The organism is Microbacterium sp. EB106-03-03-XG65, from assembly GCF_058791955.1.
Window position 1 is genome coordinate 1,065,948 of the sequence record NZ_JBYTEB010000001.1, and the last position, 19,901, is coordinate 1,085,848.

16 protein-coding genes, 3 tRNA genes and 1 pseudogene are annotated in these 19,901 nt (G+C 68.7%); 8 read left to right on the forward strand and 12 right to left on the reverse strand.

Annotation, left to right across the window (positions count from 1 at the left end; translation table 11 throughout):
• Positions 1 to 35 precede the first annotated feature (35 nt).
• The 3 genes from AC3WS6_RS04985 to AC3WS6_RS04995 all read right to left on the reverse strand — a co-directional run bounded on the left by AC3WS6_RS04985 (position 36) and on the right by AC3WS6_RS04995 (position 3,401).
• A complete protein-coding gene (locus tag AC3WS6_RS04985) occupies positions 36 to 974 on the reverse strand; it encodes a carbohydrate ABC transporter permease (RefSeq protein ID WP_492499962.1) in 939 nt (312 codons plus the stop codon).
• Entirely contained in the window at positions 974 to 1,924 is a 951-nt protein-coding gene (locus tag AC3WS6_RS04990; RefSeq protein WP_492499963.1) for a carbohydrate ABC transporter permease, read from the reverse strand. The genes AC3WS6_RS04985 and AC3WS6_RS04990 overlap by 1 nt, the downstream gene beginning before the upstream one ends.
• Before the next feature lie 73 nt (positions 1,925 to 1,997).
• On the reverse strand, positions 1,998 to 3,401 hold the full coding sequence (locus AC3WS6_RS04995; RefSeq protein ID WP_492499964.1) for an ABC transporter substrate-binding protein: 1,404 nt from the start codon (positions 3,399 to 3,401) through the stop codon (positions 1,998 to 2,000).
• 278 nt (positions 3,402 to 3,679) lie between these two features.
• Here AC3WS6_RS04995 and AC3WS6_RS05000 point away from each other — a divergent pair, with 278 nt between their 5' ends.
• The 4 genes from AC3WS6_RS05000 to AC3WS6_RS05015 all read left to right on the forward strand — a co-directional run bounded on the left by AC3WS6_RS05000 (position 3,680) and on the right by AC3WS6_RS05015 (position 11,320).
• A complete protein-coding gene (locus AC3WS6_RS05000; RefSeq protein ID WP_492499965.1) occupies positions 3,680 to 4,738 on the forward strand; it encodes a LacI family DNA-binding transcriptional regulator in 1,059 nt (352 codons plus the stop codon).
• Positions 4,739 to 4,760: 22 nt separating this feature from the next.
• Positions 4,761 to 6,818, forward strand: a complete 2,058-nt coding sequence (locus AC3WS6_RS05005; RefSeq protein WP_492499966.1) for a glycoside hydrolase family 36 protein — start codon at positions 4,761 to 4,763, stop codon at positions 6,816 to 6,818.
• An 11-nt stretch (positions 6,819 to 6,829) separates the two neighbouring features.
• Complete coding sequence (locus AC3WS6_RS05010; RefSeq protein ID WP_492499967.1) at positions 6,830 to 7,816, forward strand: acetylxylan esterase; 987 nt, start codon at positions 6,830 to 6,832, stop codon at positions 7,814 to 7,816.
• Positions 7,817 to 7,951: 135 nt separating this feature from the next.
• Positions 7,952 to 11,320, forward strand: coding sequence for a DUF5979 domain-containing protein (locus AC3WS6_RS05015; RefSeq protein WP_492499968.1), 3,369 nt, complete (start codon positions 7,952 to 7,954; stop codon positions 11,318 to 11,320).
• 7 nt (positions 11,321 to 11,327) lie between these two features.
• On the opposite strand, the gene AC3WS6_RS05020 is transcribed toward AC3WS6_RS05015, so the two are convergent.
• Positions 11,328 to 11,897, reverse strand: a complete 570-nt coding sequence (locus AC3WS6_RS05020; RefSeq protein ID WP_492499969.1) for a flavin reductase family protein — start codon at positions 11,895 to 11,897, stop codon at positions 11,328 to 11,330.
• A gap of 194 nt (positions 11,898 to 12,091) precedes the next feature.
• Between AC3WS6_RS05020 and AC3WS6_RS05025 the strand changes: the two genes are divergently transcribed.
• Complete coding sequence (locus AC3WS6_RS05025) at positions 12,092 to 13,045, forward strand: ATP-grasp domain-containing protein (protein WP_492499970.1); 954 nt, start codon at positions 12,092 to 12,094, stop codon at positions 13,043 to 13,045.
• 23 nt (positions 13,046 to 13,068) lie between these two features.
• Here AC3WS6_RS05025 and AC3WS6_RS05030 read toward each other — a convergent pair whose 3' ends face one another.
• From AC3WS6_RS05030 to AC3WS6_RS05050, 5 genes and pseudogenes are all read right to left on the reverse strand, one after another.
• Positions 13,069 to 13,629: a zinc-binding dehydrogenase gene (locus AC3WS6_RS05030; RefSeq protein WP_492499971.1), complete on the reverse strand. Its 561-nt coding sequence runs from the start codon at positions 13,627 to 13,629 to the stop codon at positions 13,069 to 13,071.
• Positions 13,630 to 13,747: 118 nt separating this feature from the next.
• Positions 13,748 to 14,041: pseudogene (locus AC3WS6_RS05035) on the reverse strand (alcohol dehydrogenase catalytic domain-containing protein); the annotation flags it as partial.
• A gap of 160 nt (positions 14,042 to 14,201) precedes the next feature.
• Positions 14,202 to 14,274: transfer RNA gene (locus AC3WS6_RS05040), tRNA-Phe, on the reverse strand.
• Positions 14,275 to 14,344: 70 nt separating this feature from the next.
• Positions 14,345 to 14,418: transfer RNA gene (locus AC3WS6_RS05045), tRNA-Asp, on the reverse strand.
• A gap of 29 nt (positions 14,419 to 14,447) precedes the next feature.
• Positions 14,448 to 14,520: transfer RNA gene (locus AC3WS6_RS05050), tRNA-Glu, on the reverse strand.
• A 220-nt stretch (positions 14,521 to 14,740) separates the two neighbouring features.
• Between AC3WS6_RS05050 and AC3WS6_RS05055 the strand changes: the two genes are divergently transcribed.
• On the forward strand, positions 14,741 to 16,138 hold the full coding sequence (locus AC3WS6_RS05055) for a peptidoglycan DD-metalloendopeptidase family protein (RefSeq protein WP_492501449.1): 1,398 nt from the start codon (positions 14,741 to 14,743) through the stop codon (positions 16,136 to 16,138).
• An 89-nt stretch (positions 16,139 to 16,227) separates the two neighbouring features.
• On the opposite strand, the gene AC3WS6_RS05060 is transcribed toward AC3WS6_RS05055, so the two are convergent.
• Positions 16,228 to 16,719: an inorganic diphosphatase gene (locus tag AC3WS6_RS05060; protein ID WP_492499972.1), complete on the reverse strand. Its 492-nt coding sequence runs from the start codon at positions 16,717 to 16,719 to the stop codon at positions 16,228 to 16,230.
• A gap of 38 nt (positions 16,720 to 16,757) precedes the next feature.
• Positions 16,758 to 17,441 carry a TMEM175 family protein gene (locus tag AC3WS6_RS05065; RefSeq protein ID WP_492499973.1) on the reverse strand — a complete coding sequence of 228 codons (684 nt, stop codon included), beginning with the start codon at positions 17,439 to 17,441 and terminating at the stop codon, positions 16,758 to 16,760.
• A gap of 70 nt (positions 17,442 to 17,511) precedes the next feature.
• Between AC3WS6_RS05065 and tilS the strand changes: the two genes are divergently transcribed.
• Entirely contained in the window at positions 17,512 to 18,498 is a 987-nt protein-coding gene (gene tilS, locus AC3WS6_RS05070) for a tRNA lysidine(34) synthetase TilS (protein WP_492499974.1), read from the forward strand.
• 78 nt (positions 18,499 to 18,576) lie between these two features.
• Here tilS and AC3WS6_RS05075 read toward each other — a convergent pair whose 3' ends face one another.
• Positions 18,577 to 19,164, reverse strand: a complete 588-nt coding sequence (locus tag AC3WS6_RS05075) for a DUF937 domain-containing protein (protein ID WP_492499975.1) — start codon at positions 19,162 to 19,164, stop codon at positions 18,577 to 18,579.
• 138 nt (positions 19,165 to 19,302) lie between these two features.
• Here AC3WS6_RS05075 and hpt point away from each other — a divergent pair, with 138 nt between their 5' ends.
• The gene (gene hpt / locus AC3WS6_RS05080; RefSeq protein ID WP_201468772.1) at positions 19,303 to 19,854 is read left to right on the forward strand and encodes a hypoxanthine phosphoribosyltransferase; all 552 of its coding nucleotides are present in this window, start codon (positions 19,303 to 19,305) and stop codon (positions 19,852 to 19,854) included.
• The last annotated feature ends 47 nt before the right edge of the window (positions 19,855 to 19,901 follow it).

Below are 19,901 nucleotides of genomic sequence, written 5' to 3' on the forward strand. Positions count from 1 at the left end.
GTGCGGATGAGCGGGTGAGCGGGTGAGCGTGACGGTCAGCCCTTGAGAGCGCCGGCGGATCCGGCACCCGTCAGGAACTGCCTCTGGAAGATCGCGAACACGGCGATCGGGATCAGCACGGCGATGAACATGCCGGCCATGAGCACAGCGAGGTCCGCCTGCGGCGCGACCGTCGCGAGTCCCACCGACAGCGGCTGCTTGTCGGGCGAGGGGAGAGCGAGGAGCGGCCAGAGGAAGTCCTTCCACGATGCGACGAACGCGAGCAGCGCGACGACCCCGATGATCGGACGTGCCATCGGCAGCACGATCGACCACAGGATGCGGAGCGGACCGGCACCGTCGACCGTCGCGGCCTCGAAGAGCTCGCGAGGGATGGTCTGGAAGTACTGCTTCATGATGAGCACGTTGAACGCGCTCACCCCGTTCGTCAGCCACAGCGCGGCGTAGCTGTCGAGCAGCCCGAGGTCGATCACGGTGAGGTACAGCGGGATGAGCGAGATGACTCCGGGGATGAACAGCGTCGCCATGATCGCTGCGTTGAGCACGGCCCCGTACCTCGGGCGAAGCACCGCGAGCACATAGCCGAGCGTCACGGCCGAGAACACGGCCACGAGCACCTCGCCGCTGGTGATGATGAGCGAGTTCGCGGTGAAACGGCCGATCTGGATCTGGTTCCAGGCGTCGGTGAGGTTCTGCCACTGGATCCCCGACGGCCACAGCCCGAACGGGTCGCGGAGGATGTCCTGCGTGGTCGAGACCGCGGCCTTCGCGAGCCACAGCAGAGGACCCGCCGAGACGACCACGAGCAGCGCGACGACCACACCCACGACCACGCGGAAGGTGAACCGCGTGCTCGCGCGAGACAGATCCGAGTCCGAGATGTTCGAACGCTCGAGCGAGCGGTTCGCCGAGCGGCCGCGACGCGAGGGTCCGGTCACGGCGGTCAGCGTGCGAGTCGATCCGGTGAGGGCCATCAGGTGCTCCACTTCCGAGAGAGCCACAGATACACCGCGGCGAAGACGCTGAGCGCGGCTGCGAGCATGAGGCTCAGAGCGGCTGCCTGGCCGAAGTTGCCGAAGATGAATGCGTAGCGGTAGATCAGCATGAGAAGCGTCACGGTGCTGTTGTTCGGTCCGCCGCCGGTGAGCAGGAACGGCTCGGTGAACACCTGGAAGGTGCCGATCAGCTGCAGGAGCAACAGGAGAAGGATGGTCCCGCGCATCTGCGGGAGTGTGATGTGCCAGATGCGACGGAAGATGCCCGCTCCGTCGATCTCGGCGGCCTCGTACAGCTGGGTGTCGATCGAGAGCACCGTGGCGAGATAGATGATCGTGGTCGATCCGAAGGCACCCCAGGTGGCGACCAGGACGATCGACAGCATCGCCGTCGACGGCGATTGCAGCCACGGGAGCGGATCGATGCCCACCGCGCCGAGTATCGAGTTGAACAGACCGCGCGAGCTCGGATCGTAGAAGACCTGCCACAGCAGGATCGAGACGACCGGCGGGATCACGGTGGGCAGGAAGACCAGGAAGCTCGAGATTCGCCGCGACCTGCGCATCTCGGCGAGCATCACGGCGAAGAAGATCGGCACGGGGAACCCGATCAGCAGTGCGAGGCCCGCATACAGGGCGGTGTTGGCGAGCGCCTGCCCGAGCAGCGGGTCGGCGAGAACGCGCTGGAAGTTCTCGATGCCGACCCAGCTCGTGGTGATCAGGTTGGTCTTCTGGAACGCGATGACGAGCCCGCGCAGGATCGGCCACCACGAGAAGAGCGCGAACAGCACCACGGCCGGGAGCAGGATGAGGGCCGCGCTGATCCCGCCTCGCCGCAGGAGCGGGCGACGACGGCTCGGTGCGGGCGGCACGGCTTCCTCTCCGGCTGCCACGGGGGGCACGAGGGGTGGGGACGTGACCGACGTCATGCGGACTCCTTCATCGGGTCGGGTGCGGGGTGGTCGGGAGGGGCGGGGGCGCGGTGGCGCCCCCGCCCGGCCGTCACTCCGTCTGGGCGTCGGCGACGATGGTCTCGGCCTGGCTCTGCGCCTGGGCGAGGAGAGCGTCGATGTCGGCGTTCTCGTCCGTGAACACGGCCTGCAGCACGGTGTCGAGCAGCCCGTAGATCTGCTGCGCCTCGACGGGCGGCTCCGTCACGACCGAGAAGTCGGGCGACTCGGTGGCCGAGTAGTACGTCTCGAGGTTCTCGAGCGGCACGTTGATGCTGGGCTCGATCGCCTCGAGGTACGCGGTGTAGGCCTCGGGGGCGACGAGCGGCAGACCGACGCGCGGCACGGTGCCGCCGTCGGCGGCCATGCCCTCGGCCTCCTCCGCCGCGAAGTCGAGGTCGGAGAACCGGTCGAGGTAGTAGAAGTTCGTCCACTTCACGCCTGCCGCGGTCTCGGCGTCACTGGCGTCGGCGCGGATGATCGAGACCGAGCCTCCGCCGAGCGAGCCGAGGCCGCCGGACTCCTGGGGAAGCGGGAAGAGCCCGTACGACTCCGGAGCCATCCCGAAGTTGCGCACGAGCGGGTTGTACCACTCGGAAGCGCCGACCATCATGCCGTACTGGCCGGCGGCGAAGGCGGGCCCTGCCGCATCGAAGTCCAGCAGGAAGTTGCTGCCCAGCACGTCTTCGTTCCAGCGCAGGTCCGACAGGTATTCGAGAGCGGCCGCCGTGCCGTCGTTGTCGAGGTTCGCGGTGGTCTCGCCGGCCTCCGTCTCTTCGACGAGTCCGCCGAACGCCGCGCTGAGCGCGGTGAGGGTCCATCCGCCCTGGTTGGTGGTCGTGAGCTGGCCGAGGCCGGCGGCATCCGTCTTCTCGGTGATCGTCGCCGCGGCCGCGGCGATGTCATCCCACGTCTCGAGCGTCTCATCGGGGTTGAGTCCCGCCTGCTCGAACACATCGCGGTTGACCAGCACGGCGAGGGTGAAAGCCGAGACGGGGATGCCGTAGTACGCGCCGTCGGTGCCCTGCACGTTCGCGGTGACCGACTCGTTGAGATCCTTCAGCACGTCTTCCGACTCGAAATACGAGCTGAGGTCCTTGAGCTGTTCGCGGTTGATCAGCGACTGGATCTCGGTGACCGGGATGCCCATCACGACGGGCAGCGTGCCACCGGCGAGCTGTGCGGCGAAGGTCTGCGGGTCGTAGACCACTTCGCTTCCCTCGATCGTGATGTCGGGGTTCTCCTCTTCGAATTGGGCGATCTTCTCGTCCCAGAGAGCGAGAGCCGCTTCATCGGTCGCCTGGGGCTTGCCGCCCACCGTGAGCGTGACCTCTCCCGAGTCGCCCGAGTCTCCGGCGTCATCGGTGGCGGTGCCGCCGCAGGCGGTCAGGACGAGTGCCGAGGCGGCCATCGAGGCGATGAGCCCGACGGCAACGCGGCGCGAGTGTCGTGCCATGTTTCTTACTCCTTTGTAAAAGACGTCGTTCCGCGTCGTCAGGGTCGCGGATCTTCGGGTGCAGGGCTCCGGGATATGCCGGTGCGATAGCGAACGTACCTGAATTGGATCGGTTCAACAAGTGTCAATCGAGGAGCGCCCGCGTTTGCATCCACCCGCTGTATGCCCGCATAATTGTGCACATCCTGATCGGATGCAACGCGGGTTGTCGAAAATGGATCACTCCAATCCCCGCACCGCGTACGCTCGATCAGGCACGAACGAAAGGGACCCGAGCGATGAAGCGAGTGGCCATCACCGATGTCGCAGACGCGGCGGAGGTGTCGAGATCGACGGTGTCGAACTATCTCAACCGCCCCGAGATCCTCTCCCCGTCGACGCGGGAGCGGATCGCCAGGGCGATCGACCAGCTCGGCTTCGTGCCCAGCGATGCGGCGCGCACGATCAGTTCGGGAGACACCCGCACGATCGGGTACGTCGCATTCGAGTTCACGAACCCGTTCTCCGGCGTCATCGCGGATGCGATCGAGCGGCGAGCCGCCGAGACCGGCCGTACCGTGATGATCGGCAATTCGGCCGGATCGACCGCGCGTCAGCTGGAGTACCTCGAGCTGTTCGAGCGCAAGCGCGTCTCAGGACTCATCATCGCCACGCTCGATGAACTCGAACCTCGCCTGGCCGAGATGCGTCGACGGGGAACCCCGAGCGTCGTGACGGGGCGCCGGGCGACGACCGACGACCAGGCATCGGTGTCGGCGGCCGACTCGACGGGCGGCTACCTCGCGGCGAAGCATCTGCTCGACCTCGGGCGTCGGCGGCTCGCCTTCGTGGGCGGGCCGTTCGGCGTCAAGCAGGTCAGTGAGCGATTCGATGGTGCGAGCCGCGCCGTGCGGGAGGTGCCGGGAGCGAGCCTTTCGGTGCTCCGTGCCGACGAACGCAGCATGAACGCGGGGTTCGCGGCGGGCGTCGAGATGGCCTCGCAGCGCGATCAACTGCCCGACGGGGTGTTCGCGGTCAACGACATGGTCGGTCTGGGCGTGGTGCGCGGGCTGACGTCGTTCGGCATCGACGTGCCGCGCGACGTGGCGGTGATCGGCTTCGACGGCGATGAGATCGCCTCGGTGGCGGCCATTCCGCTGTCGACCATCAGCACCCCGGGAGAGGCGATCGGCGAGACGGCCTACGACCTGCTGCTCTCGGAGCTGGGTGAGCCCGTGCGCGAGTTCGCCTCGCGCCAGCACATCGTCGACCCCGAGCTCATCGTGAGGGCATCGACCGTCGGCGATGCCGCGGGCACCGCTCACGGCGATGATCTACAGCACACCCGCCCCGCCTGACGACCCGAGGATGCATTCGACGATGGCTCTCACCGCACCGCGCCGCTACGAGCTCGAGCAGGACGGGGTCTCGATCGCCGTCACCCTTCCTGACACCGGCCCGGCGACCCTCGACGCATTGCGCGCAGGAGACGCGGCGAGCGTGGTCCGACGGCATCCGCTCGTCGAGGTTCTCACGGCGCACGAGCGTCACGACCGCATGACGCTGGGATACGTCGGCACCACCGTCGGGGCGCGACTCGGAGTCGAGTCGGCGAGCGAGTCACAGGGGCGCCTCGAGATCTCGCAGCGCGATGAGACGACCGGGCTGCGCGTCGTGACGACTCTCACCCTCGTCGGTGGCGGCCTGCGGGTGGTGCATGAGGCCATCAACAGCGGCGGTGCCGACATCGTGCTGTTCGCGCTGCCGACGCTGAGCGTGCGCACGGCGGCCGAACCCGATGAGCTCCGGCTCGCCAGCGGGCGCAGTGAGTGGCTGGGTGAGGGGCGGTGGAGCGAGGAGGCGATCGCCTCGCTGCTTCCCGAGCTCGGCTTCGCGAAGGTGCGGCAGCCCGATCGCACGGGATACGGGCAGTCGAGCTCGGGTGGCTGGTCGACCGGGAGCACACTGCCGGTCGGGGTGCTGTCCACGGCACAGAGCGGTCTGGCCTGGCAGATCGAGTCGTCGGCGGGGTGGCAGTGGTCGCTCTCGCGTGGCGACGGCGGAGTCGTGCTGAGCGCGGGGGGGCCGAACGAGAGAGAACATCAGGCCGAGGTGGTGCTGCGACCCGGGGATGCGTTCACGACGGTCGCCGCCGGGCTCGCGGTCGGCGACGGGCGCGACGGCGCGTTCGCGGCGCTCACCCGCCACCGCCGGGGGCTGCGGCCGCTGCGTGCCGTCGAGAGCACCCTGCCGATCGTCTACAACGACTACATGAACACGCTCATGGGTCAGCCGTCGACCGAAGCGCTGCTGCCGTTGATCGAGGCGGCGTCGCGCGCGGGGGCGGAGTACTTCTGCATCGACGCGGGCTGGTTCACCGACAGCCGCGACTACTGGGGAGAGATCGGCGAGTGGCAGGATGCTCCGACGCGCTTCACGGGAGGACTCGCTCGCGTGATCGCGGCGATCCGCGACGCGGGCATGACACCGGGCATCTGGCTCGAGCCCGAGGCGGTCGGACTGGATTCCCCGATGTCCGACAGCCTGCCTGCCGAGGCGTTCTTCCAGCGGCACGGCGCCCCTGTGGTCGAGCAGCGACGCAAGCACCTCGATCTGCGGCATCCCGCCGCTCGCGCTCACCTCGACGCCGTGGTCGACCGGCTGGTGACCGAGCATGGGATCGGCATCATCAAGCTCGACTACAACATCGAGCCGGGGTCGGGCACCGATGCCGGCGGCCTCGCACCCGGCGTCGGTCTGCTCGCGCACACGCGGGCGCTGCGCGAGTGGCTCGAGGAGGTGCAGCAGAGGCATCCGCAGCTTCTGCTCGAGAACTGCGCGTCGGGTGCGATGCGCAGCGACTACCACCTGCTCGCCGTGACGCATCTGCAGTCGACGAGCGATCAGCAGGATGCCCTCCGCTATGCCGCGATCGCCGCCTCCGCACCCGCCACGGTGCTGCCCGAGCAGTCGGGCAACTGGGCGTATCCGGCGGCCGACATGAGCGCCGGCGAGCTCGCGACGACTCTGGTCTCGGGCCTCTCCGGTCGTCTGTACCTGGCGGGGTTCCTCGACCGGTTGACTCCCGACGCTTTCTCCCGCGTCGTCGACGCGGTCGCTTGGGCCAAGGCGCATCGCGTCGGTCTCGCGCATGTCGTGCCGTTCTGGCCGAAAGGCCTGCCGCAGTGGGATGACGCACTTCTCGTGCTCGGACACCGGTTCGGCGACGGATCGGCGATGCTGTTCGTGTGGTCTCGAGGCGCGGGGGGTTCGCTCGAGCTCTGGGCGGATGCCGACGTCGAGATCGTGTTCGACGGCGCCGGCGTCTGGCAGATCGATCGTGACCCGGATGCCGTCCGGGTGGCCGTGCCGGCCGGGCCGGATGCAGCCGTGCTGCGGATCCGCGGCGATATCCGCACCATCTCCGAGAACCACTGATCAGGAGCGTCATGGCCTTCTTCGACATGCCCGAGGCCGAGCTGCGGTCCTACCGACCCGACATCGCCGAGCCCGTCGACTTCGACGAGTTCTGGGAGCGCACACTGCGCGAATCGCGCGCCGGCGGCTCCGAGGCGATCGTCACGCCGGTGGTGTCGCCGTTCACTCACGTGCGCGTCTTCGATGTGCGCTTCAGCGGCTTCGGCGGGCATCCGGTGGGCGCGTGGCTGCTGCTGCCGCCAGAGGAGGAGCCCGCGCCCGGGATCGTGCACTTCCAGGGCTACGGCGGCGGCCGCGGGCTGCCTCACGAATGGCTCGCCTGGGTGAACGCGGGATACGCGACGCTCGTGGTCGACACCCGGGGACAGGGCGCCCAGCGCGACTCGGGCAGCGGCACCGCCGACCCGGTCGGCTCTGATCCGTCCGTTCCCGGTTTCATGACCCGGGGTATCCGCGATCCCGAGACCTATTACTACCGTCGGGTGTTCACGGATGCCGTGCGCGCGGTCGACTTCCTGCGGGCCCGCCCCGAGATCGACGCGAACCGCGTGGCCGTCGCAGGGGTCAGCCAGGGCGGAGGGATCGCCCTCGCCGCGGCCGGACTGCACGAGGGGGTCGCCGCGTGCCTCGCCGATGTGCCGTTCCTCTGCCACTTCGAACGGGCGGTCGGTCTCACCGAATCCGATCCCTACGCCGAGGTCGTCCGCTATCTGCGCGCACATCGGGGTGACGCGCAGGCGGTGGCCCGCACGCTGTCATATGTCGACGGCGTGTCGTTCGCGGCACGTGCCCGAGCGGCCGGCCTGTTCTCTGTCGCGCTGCACGACGTCGTGTGTCCGCCCTCGACCGTCTTCGCGGCCTTCAACGCCTATGCCGGGCAGGACAAGGACATCGTGGTCTGGCGCTTCAACGGACATGAAGGGGGAGGGGCCGACCAATGGTCGCTGCAGGTGGAGTTCCTCTCGAGGGTGTGGTCTCGACACCTCCTGCGCGAGTGACCTGAGTCCTGTCATCACGCTGACCTCTCCGGAATATCGGTTAGTGACAGCGGCCCGCCACCCTGCTTGACTGATGCCCGACGACGGGCGGGGGCCAACGTGGCAGGTCATATCGGGCGAAGGATGCGCAGTCGAGTGGTCGCGGGGATCGCCGCGTTCGCTGTCGTGGCCTCAGGGTCGGTCGCATACGCGCCTCCTGCGGCGGCCGCGTATCCGGAATCGTTCAATCCGTTCGCGATCGCCGGGGGCTTCACCGTGTATGCGCGGGAGGACGGTTCGTTCGGCAACACCGAGACCGAGGGCAGCATCGCCGTCGGCGGCACGATGACCAAGCCGGGCGACGGCCAGTACACGCTCGTGCACGTCGTCGCGGGCACGGGTGACTACGCGCTGCCTGCAGTCGATGGTGACCCCACCCGCCTGCTCGCGGGTTCGTATTCGCCTGAAAGCGGGGGGATCACAGCCATCACGAGCGCTGGCACGTCGGATCCTGCGCTGTTCGGAGACCTGAAGCTCGTCGAGCGGGATGGCCCGTTCGAGGCGTTCGCGCGCGCGGACTGGCTGCGGCTGGGTACCGACCCCGCGCAATCCGACCAGACTCCCCTCATCGATGCGACCCATCAGCGATTCCCCGACGATGCCACTCCGCCGTCGGGAAGCGCGGGGGACGGAAGCATCTACACCGCCAGCACGGGTCCGACGGCGGTGGCCGACTACGTCGAGGCGCAGCGCGAAGCGAGCTGGTCGCAGGCGTCGCAGTGCCTCGCCGCCATCGCAGACCCGACGCTTCCCTCCGGCCACCCCGTCGCTGTCGCGGAGAACTTCGGCGACCGGGTCGTCCTCGAGCCGCTGCGCGACGATCGCCCGAACGTCGTCGACTACACCGACATCGCGGGAACAGCCCTCGTGCAGTTCTCGCCCGGGCCCGAACCGAGCGTCGCGAATCCCCTCATCATCCGGGTTCCGGCGGGCACCACGGATGTCGTGGGCGCGCGCTTCGACCCGCAGGGGGCGTACTCGCCGTACGTCATGTGGGATCTCTCGGCTCTGTCCGGACCGGTGTCGGTGACGGCGGCGCAGGGGCGCATCGACGGGTCGATCTACGCTCCCGACGCCGACATCACGGTCGACGCTGCTCCCCTCGACGGGCAGATCATCGGCAACGACGTCACGACCCGGGGCGGCGAGATCCACTCCTTCCTGTTCGCGGGGCAGATCGCGTGCGCCGCCGACGAAGGGGGCTTCCGGATCCGGAAGCAGCTCGACGGGATCGCGGCGGACGATCCGCTGCTCGAGGACGTGGACTTCGCGGTGAACTACACCGCCACCGCACCTGACGGGACGGTCACCAGCGGGCATCTGGTTCTCCCCGCCGACGGCTCACGGGTGGATCCGGGGGACGACTTCCCCCTCGGCACCTCGATCGCCTTCGAGGAGATCCCGCCGCCGTCGATCGCCGGATACACCTGGTCGACGCCGACGATCGCGCCGAACCCGCTGATCGTCGGCGATGCGGTCGCAGAGGTCGTCGTCGAGAATGTGGCCACGGCCGCAGTGGGGACGTTCACGGTCAGCAAGAGCATCGTCGATGAGGCGGGCGAACCCGTGACCGCGACCGGGACTGTGCCTGTGACGTGGACCGCGCAGCAGGGGGCGACGACGATCGCGAGAGGAACGCTCGACGTGCCGCTCGACGGCACCGCAGTCGCGGCACCGCAGCAGTTCCCCGCCGGCACGCAGGTGACCTTCGACGAGGACCTCGCCTCGGTGACACCCCCTCCCGGTTACGACTGGTCGGGTGCGTCGTGGAGTCCCGGTCGCACGATCGAGATCGGCACCGCATCATCCGTCGCGATCGAGCTGACGAACCTCGTCACTCCGGCGCAGGCCACGCCCGTGCCGTCTGTCGTCAAGCACACCGAGGGCGTGCCCACGGATCCGCGATTCCAGTACGCGATCAGTTACAACGTCGATGCGGCGACACCGGGTGCTGATGAGCGACGCACGCGGGAGTTGCCGACAGGTCAGCCGATCTCGCTGTCCGACATCGAGACCGGCAGCCCCGTGCTCGAACTCGCCGAACTGGTCCCTCTGTTCGACGGTGCTCCCGTCGACGTCACCGAGTGGGAGCCGCCCACCATCCGTGTCACCTCGGGCGGGGTCACGACCGACTACGAGCCGGCGGGCTTCGAGGGAGCGGTGCCGCTGGCGGACGCCATCGTCGACATCCCCGTGGCAGACGGCGCCGACCTCGAGATCGAGTTCGTGAACGTGCGCGACACCGGGTCCTTCCGCATCTCGAAGGAGCTCGCCGGCATCGATCCGGCAGCGCTTCCGCCCGGGGCACTGTTCACGGTCGGCTGGACGGCCACTGATCCCCTCGGCGCCGTCCGCACCGGCACGCTCGCCCTGCCCGCCGACGGCAGTCCCGTCTCGCCCCTCGACAGCGAGGGCACACCCCTGCAGTTCGCCGACGACACAGTGGTCACCTTCTCGGAGCAGGCGCCGCCGGCGATCGACGGAGCGACGTGGCAGGCGCCGACCTTCTCGCCGGAGTCGTTGGTCATCGGCGACGGCGACCAGCGCGTCGTCGCGGCGACGGTCACCAACACGGCGGATTTCGCGACCGGCACCTTCGAGGTCGCGAAAGAACTCGTCGGCATCGCGCCCGAGCAGATCACGACGGACGACTTCACGGTCGCCTATCTGGCACGTGAGCCCGGCGGAGACTGGGAGCTCGGGTCCTTCGCCATCCCGGTGGACGGCAGCCCGGCCTCGCCGATCGACGAGGCCGGACAGCCGCTGTCGTTCCCACTGGGCACGCATGTGCTCCTCGGGGAGGTCACCCCCGAAGAAGACGCCCTGCCCGGGAACTTCGACTGGGCGCTGCCCGTGTGGTCGCCGTCGCGGTGGGTCTCGATCGATTCGACCGAGGAGGTCCCGCGCATCACGGTCACGAACACCGCGGTCGAGTACGCGTCGGTGTCATTGACGAAGGTGCTCGACAACCCCGACGGAGTCGACGCCGCCGGGCTCGCCTACGACGTGGAGTGGTGGCTCGACGGAGACCCGCAGCCGACCCTGACGCTCGAGGCCGGGCAGACGGTGGTCGGCGAGCGGTTCCCGGTCGGCTCGATCCTCGAGGCGGCCGAGCCGGCGCTCGTCGACCCGCCGGGCGGCTCGTGGGATGTGCCCGAATGGTCGATCGACGGCGAAGAGCTCCCCGTGCAGAGCAACGGCCGGGTCGTCGCTCCGGTCTCGTCCCGAGACGACGGGGTGATCGCCTTCACTGTCGAGAACAGCCTGCGTGCCGACGTCCCCACCCCGACGCCGACTCCGACGCCGACATCCGTTCCGAACCCGCCGAGCGAGCCGGACCCGCCGAGCGGGACTCTTCCGACCACGGGCGGGTCCGTGCCCGTGGTGCCGATCGTGATCGCGGCTCTGCTGCTCGTGCTCGGCGGCGCGATCGTGCTGGTCGCTCGCCGGCGTCGATCGGACTAGAAAGCCCTCAACGCAGCACGGAGTGCTCGCCGAGAGCGTGCCAGGTGCGGTCGTGATACACGAGCGCCCGATCGGCATCGCGATCGATGTTCGCCTGGAGTCCGTGCGCGGCGATGACGGTGGAGCCGCCCGCTTCCATCCTGCTGACGACCGAGCAGCGCACCCAGGCGCGCGCTCCCGCGAACACCGGTTCTCCGGTCGCGAGAGGCGCCCATGCTGTCGTGTCGGCGAATCTGTCGACGCCGCTCGTGGCGCCGAGACGGGCGAGCTCGATGTCCTCCGCGTCGAGCAGGTGCACCACCACGGTCGAGGCCGAGGTGATCGTCGGGAACGCGGACGACGATGCCGACACCGAGAACACGAGCAGGGGAGGGTCGACGCTCACCGACGACACCGACGATGCGGTGAGGGCCACAGGACCGTCGACGCCCTGCGCGGTGATGACCGCGACGCCGCCGGGATGCCCGCGGAACACCGCCTTGAAAGCATCCGCGCTCACCGACAGCTGTTGCAGCGCCTCCGACGCGGGAACAGCGTCGCGGGATCCGGGCTGGGAGGGAGAGGCATGAGCGGTCATGTCCCGACCGTAGACACCACGTGGGGCTCCCTCCATCTGCCGTGCAACACGGCGACATGCTTCGCCACACTCCGTCGCATGTCTGCGGAGGGGTGAGAGGCCTGGGGTCTTCGGCGCAGGTGTCTCGAGGGTGCTGCGTTAACCCGCGTTACGTCGCGACCCTGACGGCTGTCGACGCGACCTAGCGTGAGGGTATGACTACGCAGCCGCGCGTGTACGTGATCCACGAGAACGCCGAATGGTTCCCGCCGTTCGCCGCCGCATTCGCCGCCGAGGGCGTCCCCGCCGAGGAATGGCTGCTCACCGACGGGTCGATCGATCTGTCGGCCGAGCCGCCGGCCGGGGTGTTCTGGTCTCGGCTCAGTGCGTCGGCGCACACGCGGGACCACGCGCATTCGAAGGAGTACGGTCGCGCCGTGCTCCGCTGGCTCGAGGCGTCGGGCCGCACGGTGGTGAACGGAAGCGGGGTGCTCGAGCTCGAGGTGAGCAAGGCGGCGCAGCACGCAGCGCTGCAGCGCGCCGGCATCGAGGTCGCGAAGACGGTCGCGGTCTTCGGCACGACATTTCTGAAGGAGCGCGCCAAGGAATTCGACGCGCCGTTCATCAGCAAGCACAATCAGGGGGGCAAGGGCCTCGGCGTGCGTCGTCACGACTCGCACGAGGCGTTCGACGCCTGGGTCGACGGCGCGGAGTTCGAGCCCTCGCCCGACGGCATCACGCTGCTGCAGGAGAACCTGACGGCGCGCGAGCCCTTCGTGACGCGCGTCGAGTTCGCCGGCGGCGAGTTCGTCTACGCCGTGCGCGTCGACACGAGCGCGGGCAGCTTCGAGCTGTGCCCCGCCGAGGCGTGCGCGGTGCCCGGGGCCGACGGCATCGAGCCGGAGCCGCTCTTCCGCGTGCGCGAGGAGATCGGTTCCGAGCATCCGCTCGTCCGGCAGTACGCGGCGTTCCTGCAAGAGGCGGGGATCGCGATCGCCGGCATCGAGTTCATCGAGACCGCCGACGGCCGCCTGGTCACCTACGACGTCAACACCAACACGAACTACAACCCGGATGTCGAGGCGGTCGCGCCGGCATCCGGTCCGCGCACGATCGCTCGGCACCTGGTCGGTCTGCTCGCTCGAGAGACGCAGCCCGTCGCCGTCTGAGCCGCCTCGACGCGCAACGTCATCTAGAACGCGCGCTCCTCGTCGAGGATGACCACGATCTTGCCGACTGCGTGTCCGGAGATGGAGCGAGCGTATGCGTCACGCACCCGTTCCAGCGGATGCCGAGAATCGATCGGCACCTGGACGTCGCCGCGTACGATCCTCTCCGCGAGGTCGGCGAGCTCTGCCGTGCCGGCGGCTGCGCCCCCGACTCCACGAACCTCATGGGCGTCGCGCGCCTCGTAGTCGGCGATGGTGTTGATCCGGGCGCGTGGCACGCCGAGGCGCAGTGCCATGTCCACCGTGCCGTGGCCGACGGTGTCGAGCACGGCGGAGATGCCCTCGGGCGCGGCGGCGCGGAGCCGGTCGGCGAGATGGTCGCCGTACGCGAAGGGCTCGATCCCGAGCGAACGGAGCAGATCGTGGTTCCCCGCCGACGCGGTTCCCAGCACCCGTGCCGCGGCGGCGATCGCGAGTTGTGCGGTGAGTATCCCGACGCCCCCGGCCGCCCCGCTCACGAGCACCGTCTCGCCGATCGCGATGTGCTGAGAGCGCACGCTCGCGACCGCCGTGCGTCCCGCCACGTTCAGTACCCCTGCGACTTCGAAGGGACAGCCCGTCGGGGACGCGCGCCAGCTGACGCGGGTCGATGAGCAGGTGATCCGCCTGTGCGTGAAAGCGCAGCCCGCCGAACACGCGGTCACCCGGCATCCACCCCTCCGCGACACCCGAGCCGACTCCGACGACCGTGCCCGAGAAGTCATAGCCGGTCCCGGATGGCAGAGACCGCTCGTACGCGTCGAACAGAGGCCCGCCGCTGAAGATGTTCCAATCGACCGGATTGACCCCGGCCGCCGCGACGCGCACCAGGACTTCACCGGGCCCCGGCACCGGGATGGGCCGCCGCTCGATCTCGAGCACTTCGGGACCGCCGTACCGGTGATACACGACCCGTCGAGAGTCTGTCTCGCTCGGATCCCCCTGATCGGCGCGCATGACCTCACGCTACGCCCGACGAGGGGTCCGGGACGCAAGAGGTGTGCGATAGTCACTTCGGCTTGTGTGCGCTATAAGTCACATCCGCCGGGAAAGGCAAAACCCCCGCCATGTAGAAGCTAGGCGAGGGTTTCTGGGACCACTGTAATGATGGTCCTTGTGGCTCCGACGGGCGTCGATCCCGTGACCTCACGATTTTCAGTCGTGCGCTCTACCAACTGAGCTACAGAGCCATGCGACCGGCTAGACCTGTCGCATCTAGACGAAAGGCCCTTCTCAGAGAAAAGGGCCCGTCGCTTAGAGCGACCCTGACGGGACTTGAACCCGCGACCTCCGCCGTGACAGGGCGGCACGCTAACCAACTGCGCTACAGGGCCATACTTGTTTTCAATTGTACCGGAAGGAGTGACCCCAACGGGATTCGAACCCGTGCTACCGCCGTGAAAGGGCGGCGTCCTAGGCCGCTAAACGATGGGGCCGAAGTCTGTCCCGGAGGACTTCCTTGCCGACGCTCAAGCATAAGGGAAGATCTGAGCAAAACGCGAATCGAGGGCGAGTCTGCTTCCGCCCGGGCGTGTTCGGGAGGACGATGGAGTCCTACGCCCGTGTCGATCGACGCCGCCCGCACTCTGTTGCGGATGTGAAAGTTGTTGTTACTGTGGCATTTGTGAATCCGGCGGAAGGGGCCGTGTGAACGACATGCATTCACCTGTGGATGCTGCTGCCGCAGCGGCATCCGAGGATTGCGGCTGCGCGCCCACGCCCGCCGAGAGCCGCGCCTTCTGGCAGAAGGGCTCGCTGAGCCGCCGTGGCGCCCTCGGGCTCGGTGTCGGAGCGCTGGGAGTCGTCGCGCTCAGCGCCTTCGGCGTGACCAACGGCGTCACCGCCGCGTACGCCGCTTCGTACCCCAGCTGGGACGACGTGCAGAACGCCATGCGCAACGAGTCGTCGAAGGCGGCCGAGATCACGCGGATCGAAGGCCTCATCGCCTCTCTGCAGCAGAAGGTCGCCGAGACCCAGGCCGCGGCTGTCGCCGCGGGTGACGAGTTCTACGCCGCGCAGCAGGCCTACTTCGAGGCGATCGCGATCGCCGACGAGCTGCAGGCCCAGGCAGACGCGCAGGCCGTGATCGCCGATGACGCGTCCCGCAAGGCGGCGCAGCTCGCCGCACAGCTGTACCGCAACGGCGGCGACGACACCGCCCTCGAGCTCTTCTTCGCCGGGTCCGCCGACAACGCCGACGAGCTGCTCTCGCGGCTCGGCACGATGGACAAGGTCTACCAGTACAACCAGACGGTGCGCGATAAGGCCACCGCAGCGCGCGACGCCTCGCAGTCGCTCACCGATCAGGCGGTCGTCGCCCGGTCCGAGCGCGACCGCCTGCAGCAGGTCGCCGAGCAGAAGATGAAAGAGGCGCAGGCCGCCGCGGATGCCGCACAGGCGGCACTCGACGAGCAGTCCGCGAACCTCGCCACGATGCAGGCTCAGCTCGCCGCCCTCAAAGACCAGACCGCGACCACGGTCGCCGGCTACCAGGAGGGCGTGCGCGTCGCCGAAGAGGAGCGCAAGCGCCGCGAAGCCGAGGCGGCTGCAGCCGCTGCGGCGGCGGCTGCTGCCGCGGCAGCAGCCGGCGGTGGCGGCGGTGGCGGTGGCGGTGGAGGCGGAGGCGCGGGAGGCCAACCCGGTACCGGTGGATGGGTTCGCCCGCAGGGCGGTTATCGCAGTGCTGGCTACGGATCGCGTCCGCGTCCGTGCCCCGCGTGCTCGGCGTTCCACTACGGCGTCGATCTGGCCAACGGCTGTGGCGCCGCGATCTTCGCCGCGCAGTCGGGCACGGTCGACTACGCCGGCCCCAATGGCAACTACGGCAACTACATCCGCATCCAGCACGGCGGCGGCGTCGCGACGGGCTACGCGCACATCAAGCCCGGTGGACTCAACGTGCGCAATGGGCAGTGGGTCAACGCGGGCGATGTGATCGCGTGGGCGGGCAACACCGGAGCATCCGTCGGCTGCCACCTGCACTTCGAGGTCTACATCGACGGCCGGTACACGAACCCCATCGACTTCCTCGCGGGCCGGGGCATCTCGGTCTGAGAACCTCACCCCGCATGCACGAGACCCCCGGCCGCTGAGCGGAACCGGGGGTCTCGTGCGTCGGGCTCACAGGCCCGGCGGATGCAGTGTCAGTGGCCCTGCTCGCCGAAGCGGACGATCGCCTCGTCGAGGATGCGCTGCGCCTCGGCCTTGTCGCCCCACGCGTCGACCTTGACCCATTTGTTGGGCTCGAGGTCCTTGTAGTGCTCGAAGAAGTGCTCGATCTCCTTCTTGGTGTACTCGGCGACGTCGCCGATGTCCTGGATGTGGGCCCAGCGAGGGTCCTTCGAGAGCACGGCCACGAGCTTGTCGTCGCCGCCGGCCTCATCGCTCATCTTGAGCACTGCGACCGGGCGCACCTCGACGACGACGCCGGGGTAGATGGCGTGGTCGAGCAGCACGAGCACGTCGAGCGGGTCGCCGTCCTCTCCGAGGGTGTTGTCGAAGTAGCCGTAGTCGGCGGGGTACCCGAAGGTCGTGTAGAGCACGCGGTCGAGGTGCACTCGTCCGGTCTCGTGGTCGACCTCGTACTTCACGCGGCTGCCGCGCGGGATCTCGATGACGGCGTCGTGTGCGCCCATGCGTGTGCTCCTTGGAAATGACGGTTGGATGCCGCGCACTAGCCTACCTGCGGGTCGTCGTCCTCCGTCTTCGCGCGGGGATCGGCGGCTGCCGACGACGGTCTGGCGATGATCCGTTGCAGGATCTTGGCGAGGGGAGAGGTGAGGGCGACCAGCACCAGCGCGAAGTATCCGACCTCCGGCACCGTCACGGCGAGGACCAGCGCGATCACGAACAGTGCCGCCGACGCGATGTCGCCCAGGATTCCCGCCCGCAGCGTCTCAGGCGCGTAGTTGCTGAGTTCGGGATGCCGGATCAGATATGTCTTGGCCGCGAGCGTCGCGAGCTGAGTGCCCAGCAGGGTGCCGATGTAGATCGTCGTCTGCAGCGCGTCGGTCGGCAGTTGGCCGATCATCGCGGTCGCGACAGGAAGCCAGACGATCGTGAAGAGCCACACGACGTTGATCCACACGAGTGCGCCGGTGATCCGATGCACCCGGCTGTAGACGCGATGGTGTTCCATCCAGAACGTCGCGATCAGCAGGAAGCTCAGCGCGAAGCTGATGAGCTGGCCGCGATGGTCGCCGAGGAACTCCGCCGTGGTCAGTCGAGAGTCGGCGGCATCCGAGGCCGATTCCATGAGCGGCAGGATGAGCAGCGTCATGGCGATCGCGACGACCGCGTCGACGAAGGCCGTGAACCGCTCGGGACTCAGGCGGGCGGCGGCGGTTGCGGAGGACACGGCCCCAGGCTAGGGGCGCATCCGTCCAGGGGGAAGAGGCGTTCTCCCGCTCGTTCGCTACCGTGGAGCTGTGCCTTCACTCTCACCCGCCATCGCAGAGATACGCCTCGCTGTGCGCACCGCGCTCGACGATCTGCCGGAGGGATCGACCGTCGTCGTCGCGCTCTCGGGGGGAGCGGATTCACTCGCGCTCGCTGCCGCGACGGCATTCGAGGGCGCGAAGCTCGGACTGCGGACGGCGAGCCTGACGGTCGACCACGGGCTGCAGGACGGATCCGATGCCGTCGCGGCGCGCGCTGCCCGCGCGGCGGCGGCTCTCGGACTGGATGCACTGATCGTGCGGGTCGAGGTCGGCGCGGAAGGCGGTCCGGAAGCCGCGGCACGTGACGCCCGGTATCGGGTGTTGAAGGATGCCGCGGCGGATGTCGGCGCATCGGCCGTGCTCCTCGGACACACCCTCGACGATCAGGCCGAGACCGTGCTGCTGGGCCTCGCACGCGGATCCGGAGCCGCGAGCCTGCAAGGGATGGCTCCTGTGCGCACTGACGACGACGGACTGCGCTGGGTGCGTCCGCTGCTCGGCGTGCGTCGGGAGACGACGCGCGGGTTCTGCGCGGCATCCGATCTCGACGCGTGGGACGACCCCCACAACTCCGAACAGCGCTTCGCTCGGGTGCGCGTGCGCGAGCGGGTGCTGCCGGTGCTCGAGGCCGAGATCGGCCCCGGCATCGCCGAGGCCCTCGCACGCACTGCGGAACAGCTCCGTGAAGACGCCGAGGCGTTCGACGAGATGATCCACGAGACCATCGAAGACATCGTCGAGCACGCCGAAGCGGGGATCTCGGTCAGCGTCGCCGCACTCGCCGCGAACCCCGCAGCGCTGCGCAACCGGATCATCCGCCTCGTGGTCGACAGCGAGTTCGGGGTCAGCCTCACCCGCCTGCAGACTCTCGAGGTCGCACGGCTGGCGACGGACTGGTCGGGTCAGGGTCCCATCGACCTGCCCGCATGCTCGGCCGCTCGGATCGGCGGACGCATCGTCTTCACCGCGCGCTGAGCGGGGGAGGGGACGGCGCCCATCGGTCGTTGAGCGAGCCCGGCGGAGCCGAGCGAGACGAAACGCGCTGCTCCCTCGTTACTTCTTGCCGCCGAGGAGCCCGCCCAGCAGGTCGCCGATCCCGCCGCCGCCCGAGGAGTTGCCGCCGAGGAGCCCGCCCAGCAGGTCGCCGATCCCGCCGCCGCCCGAGGAGTTGCCGCCGCCGAGCAGTCCGCCGATCACGTCGCCGATGCCCCCGCCACCCGACGGCGCCTCTGCGGTGTCGGTCTTGGAGCTCTTGTCCTTGTTCGCGTTCGCGATGAGCCCCATCACGATCGGGGCGAGGATCGGCAGCAGCTTGCCGAAGTCGATGCCGGCCGTCTTCGGCGACTCGGTGAGCTTCTCGGTCACTTTCTTCTCGTCGGCACCGAGGATGTGCGAGACGATCTTGCCGCCGTCGGCCTGATCGATGTCGTCGACCTTCGAGGCGCCGGTCGCGCCCTCGTGGCGCTTCAGGGCGTTCTCGATCGCGGACGAGCCCTCCGAGGTGGAGGCGTTCTTCGCGAGGCCGCCGAGCAGCACCGCGCCGCCCTGCTCGACTCCGGCCTTCGCGACCTCGCGAGAGACTCCGAGCTGCGCGGCGATGTCGTCGATCGGCACCTGCGTGAGGATGTCGTCAAGAGCCATGGGGATTCCTTCCGTCGTGGGCATCCGCCCGTCTCACGGCTCAGGGTAATGCGGATGCGGGCGACGCACCCGGAATTCCGGTGGAGGATCTGCGGATCCTGTGCGGGAGCATGGGCGCGCGTCACCTAAAATCGATCCATGCGCGCCGCGGAAATCCAGGACGACCTTGCCCAGATCCTCGTCACCGAGGAGGAGATCATCGCGAAGCTCGACGAGCTGGCGGCTCAGGTCGCCATCGACTACGAGGGCAAGGAGCTCATCCTCGTCGGCGTGCTCAAGGGCGCAGTCATGGTCATGGCCGACTTCGCACGGGCGCTGCCGTTCCACGCTCCGATGGACTGGATGGCCGTGTCGAGCTACGGCGCCAGCACCAAGTCGAGCGGTGTGGTGCAGATCCGCAAAGACCTCGACACCGACCTGAACGGCAAGCACGTGCTGATCGTCGAGGACATCATCGACTCGGGTCTCACCCTCAGCTGGCTGCTCGAGAACTTCGAGTCGCGCGGGGCCGAGTCGATCGAGGTGCTCGCGCTGCTGCGCAAGCCCGAGGCCGCCAAGGTCGTCATCGACTGCAAGTACGTCGGCTTCGACATCCCCACCGACTTCGTCGTCGGGTACGGACTCGACTACGACGAGCGCTACCGCAACCTCCGCGATGTCGCAGTGCTCGCACCGCACGTCTACAGCTGAACGCGTTCCTCCTCTTCGTTTCGTCTCTTCGCCGGCTCCTCGCTCGG

Excerpts from the sequence above, each read along its gene's own strand:
- AC3WS6_RS04995 (WP_492499964.1), bottom strand. The coding sequence starts at position 3,401 with ATGGCACGACACTCGCGCCGCGTTGCCGTCGGGCTCATCGCCTCGATG.
- AC3WS6_RS05075 (WP_492499975.1), bottom strand. The coding sequence starts at position 19,164 with ATGGCTCTTGACGACATCCTCACGCAGGTGCCGATCGACGACATCGCC.
- AC3WS6_RS04990 (WP_492499963.1), bottom strand. The coding sequence starts at position 1,924 with ATGACGTCGGTCACGTCCCCACCCCTCGTGCCCCCCGTGGCAGCCGGA.
- AC3WS6_RS05060 (WP_492499972.1), bottom strand. The coding sequence starts at position 16,719 with ATGGGCGCACACGACGCCGTCATCGAGATCCCGCGCGGCAGCCGCGTG.
- AC3WS6_RS04985 (WP_492499962.1), bottom strand. The coding sequence starts at position 974 with ATGGCCCTCACCGGATCGACTCGCACGCTGACCGCCGTGACCGGACCC.
- AC3WS6_RS05025 (WP_492499970.1), top strand. The coding sequence starts at position 12,092 with ATGACTACGCAGCCGCGCGTGTACGTGATCCACGAGAACGCCGAATGG.
- AC3WS6_RS05055 (WP_492501449.1), top strand. The coding sequence starts at position 14,741 with ATGCATTCACCTGTGGATGCTGCTGCCGCAGCGGCATCCGAGGATTGC.
- hpt (WP_201468772.1), top strand. The coding sequence starts at position 19,303 with ATGCGCGCCGCGGAAATCCAGGACGACCTTGCCCAGATCCTCGTCACC.
- AC3WS6_RS05010 (WP_492499967.1), top strand. The coding sequence starts at position 6,830 with ATGGCCTTCTTCGACATGCCCGAGGCCGAGCTGCGGTCCTACCGACCC.
- AC3WS6_RS05020 (WP_492499969.1), bottom strand. The coding sequence starts at position 11,897 with ATGACCGCTCATGCCTCTCCCTCCCAGCCCGGATCCCGCGACGCTGTT.
- AC3WS6_RS05005 (WP_492499966.1), top strand. The coding sequence starts at position 4,761 with ATGGCTCTCACCGCACCGCGCCGCTACGAGCTCGAGCAGGACGGGGTC.
- AC3WS6_RS05000 (WP_492499965.1), top strand. The coding sequence starts at position 3,680 with ATGAAGCGAGTGGCCATCACCGATGTCGCAGACGCGGCGGAGGTGTCG.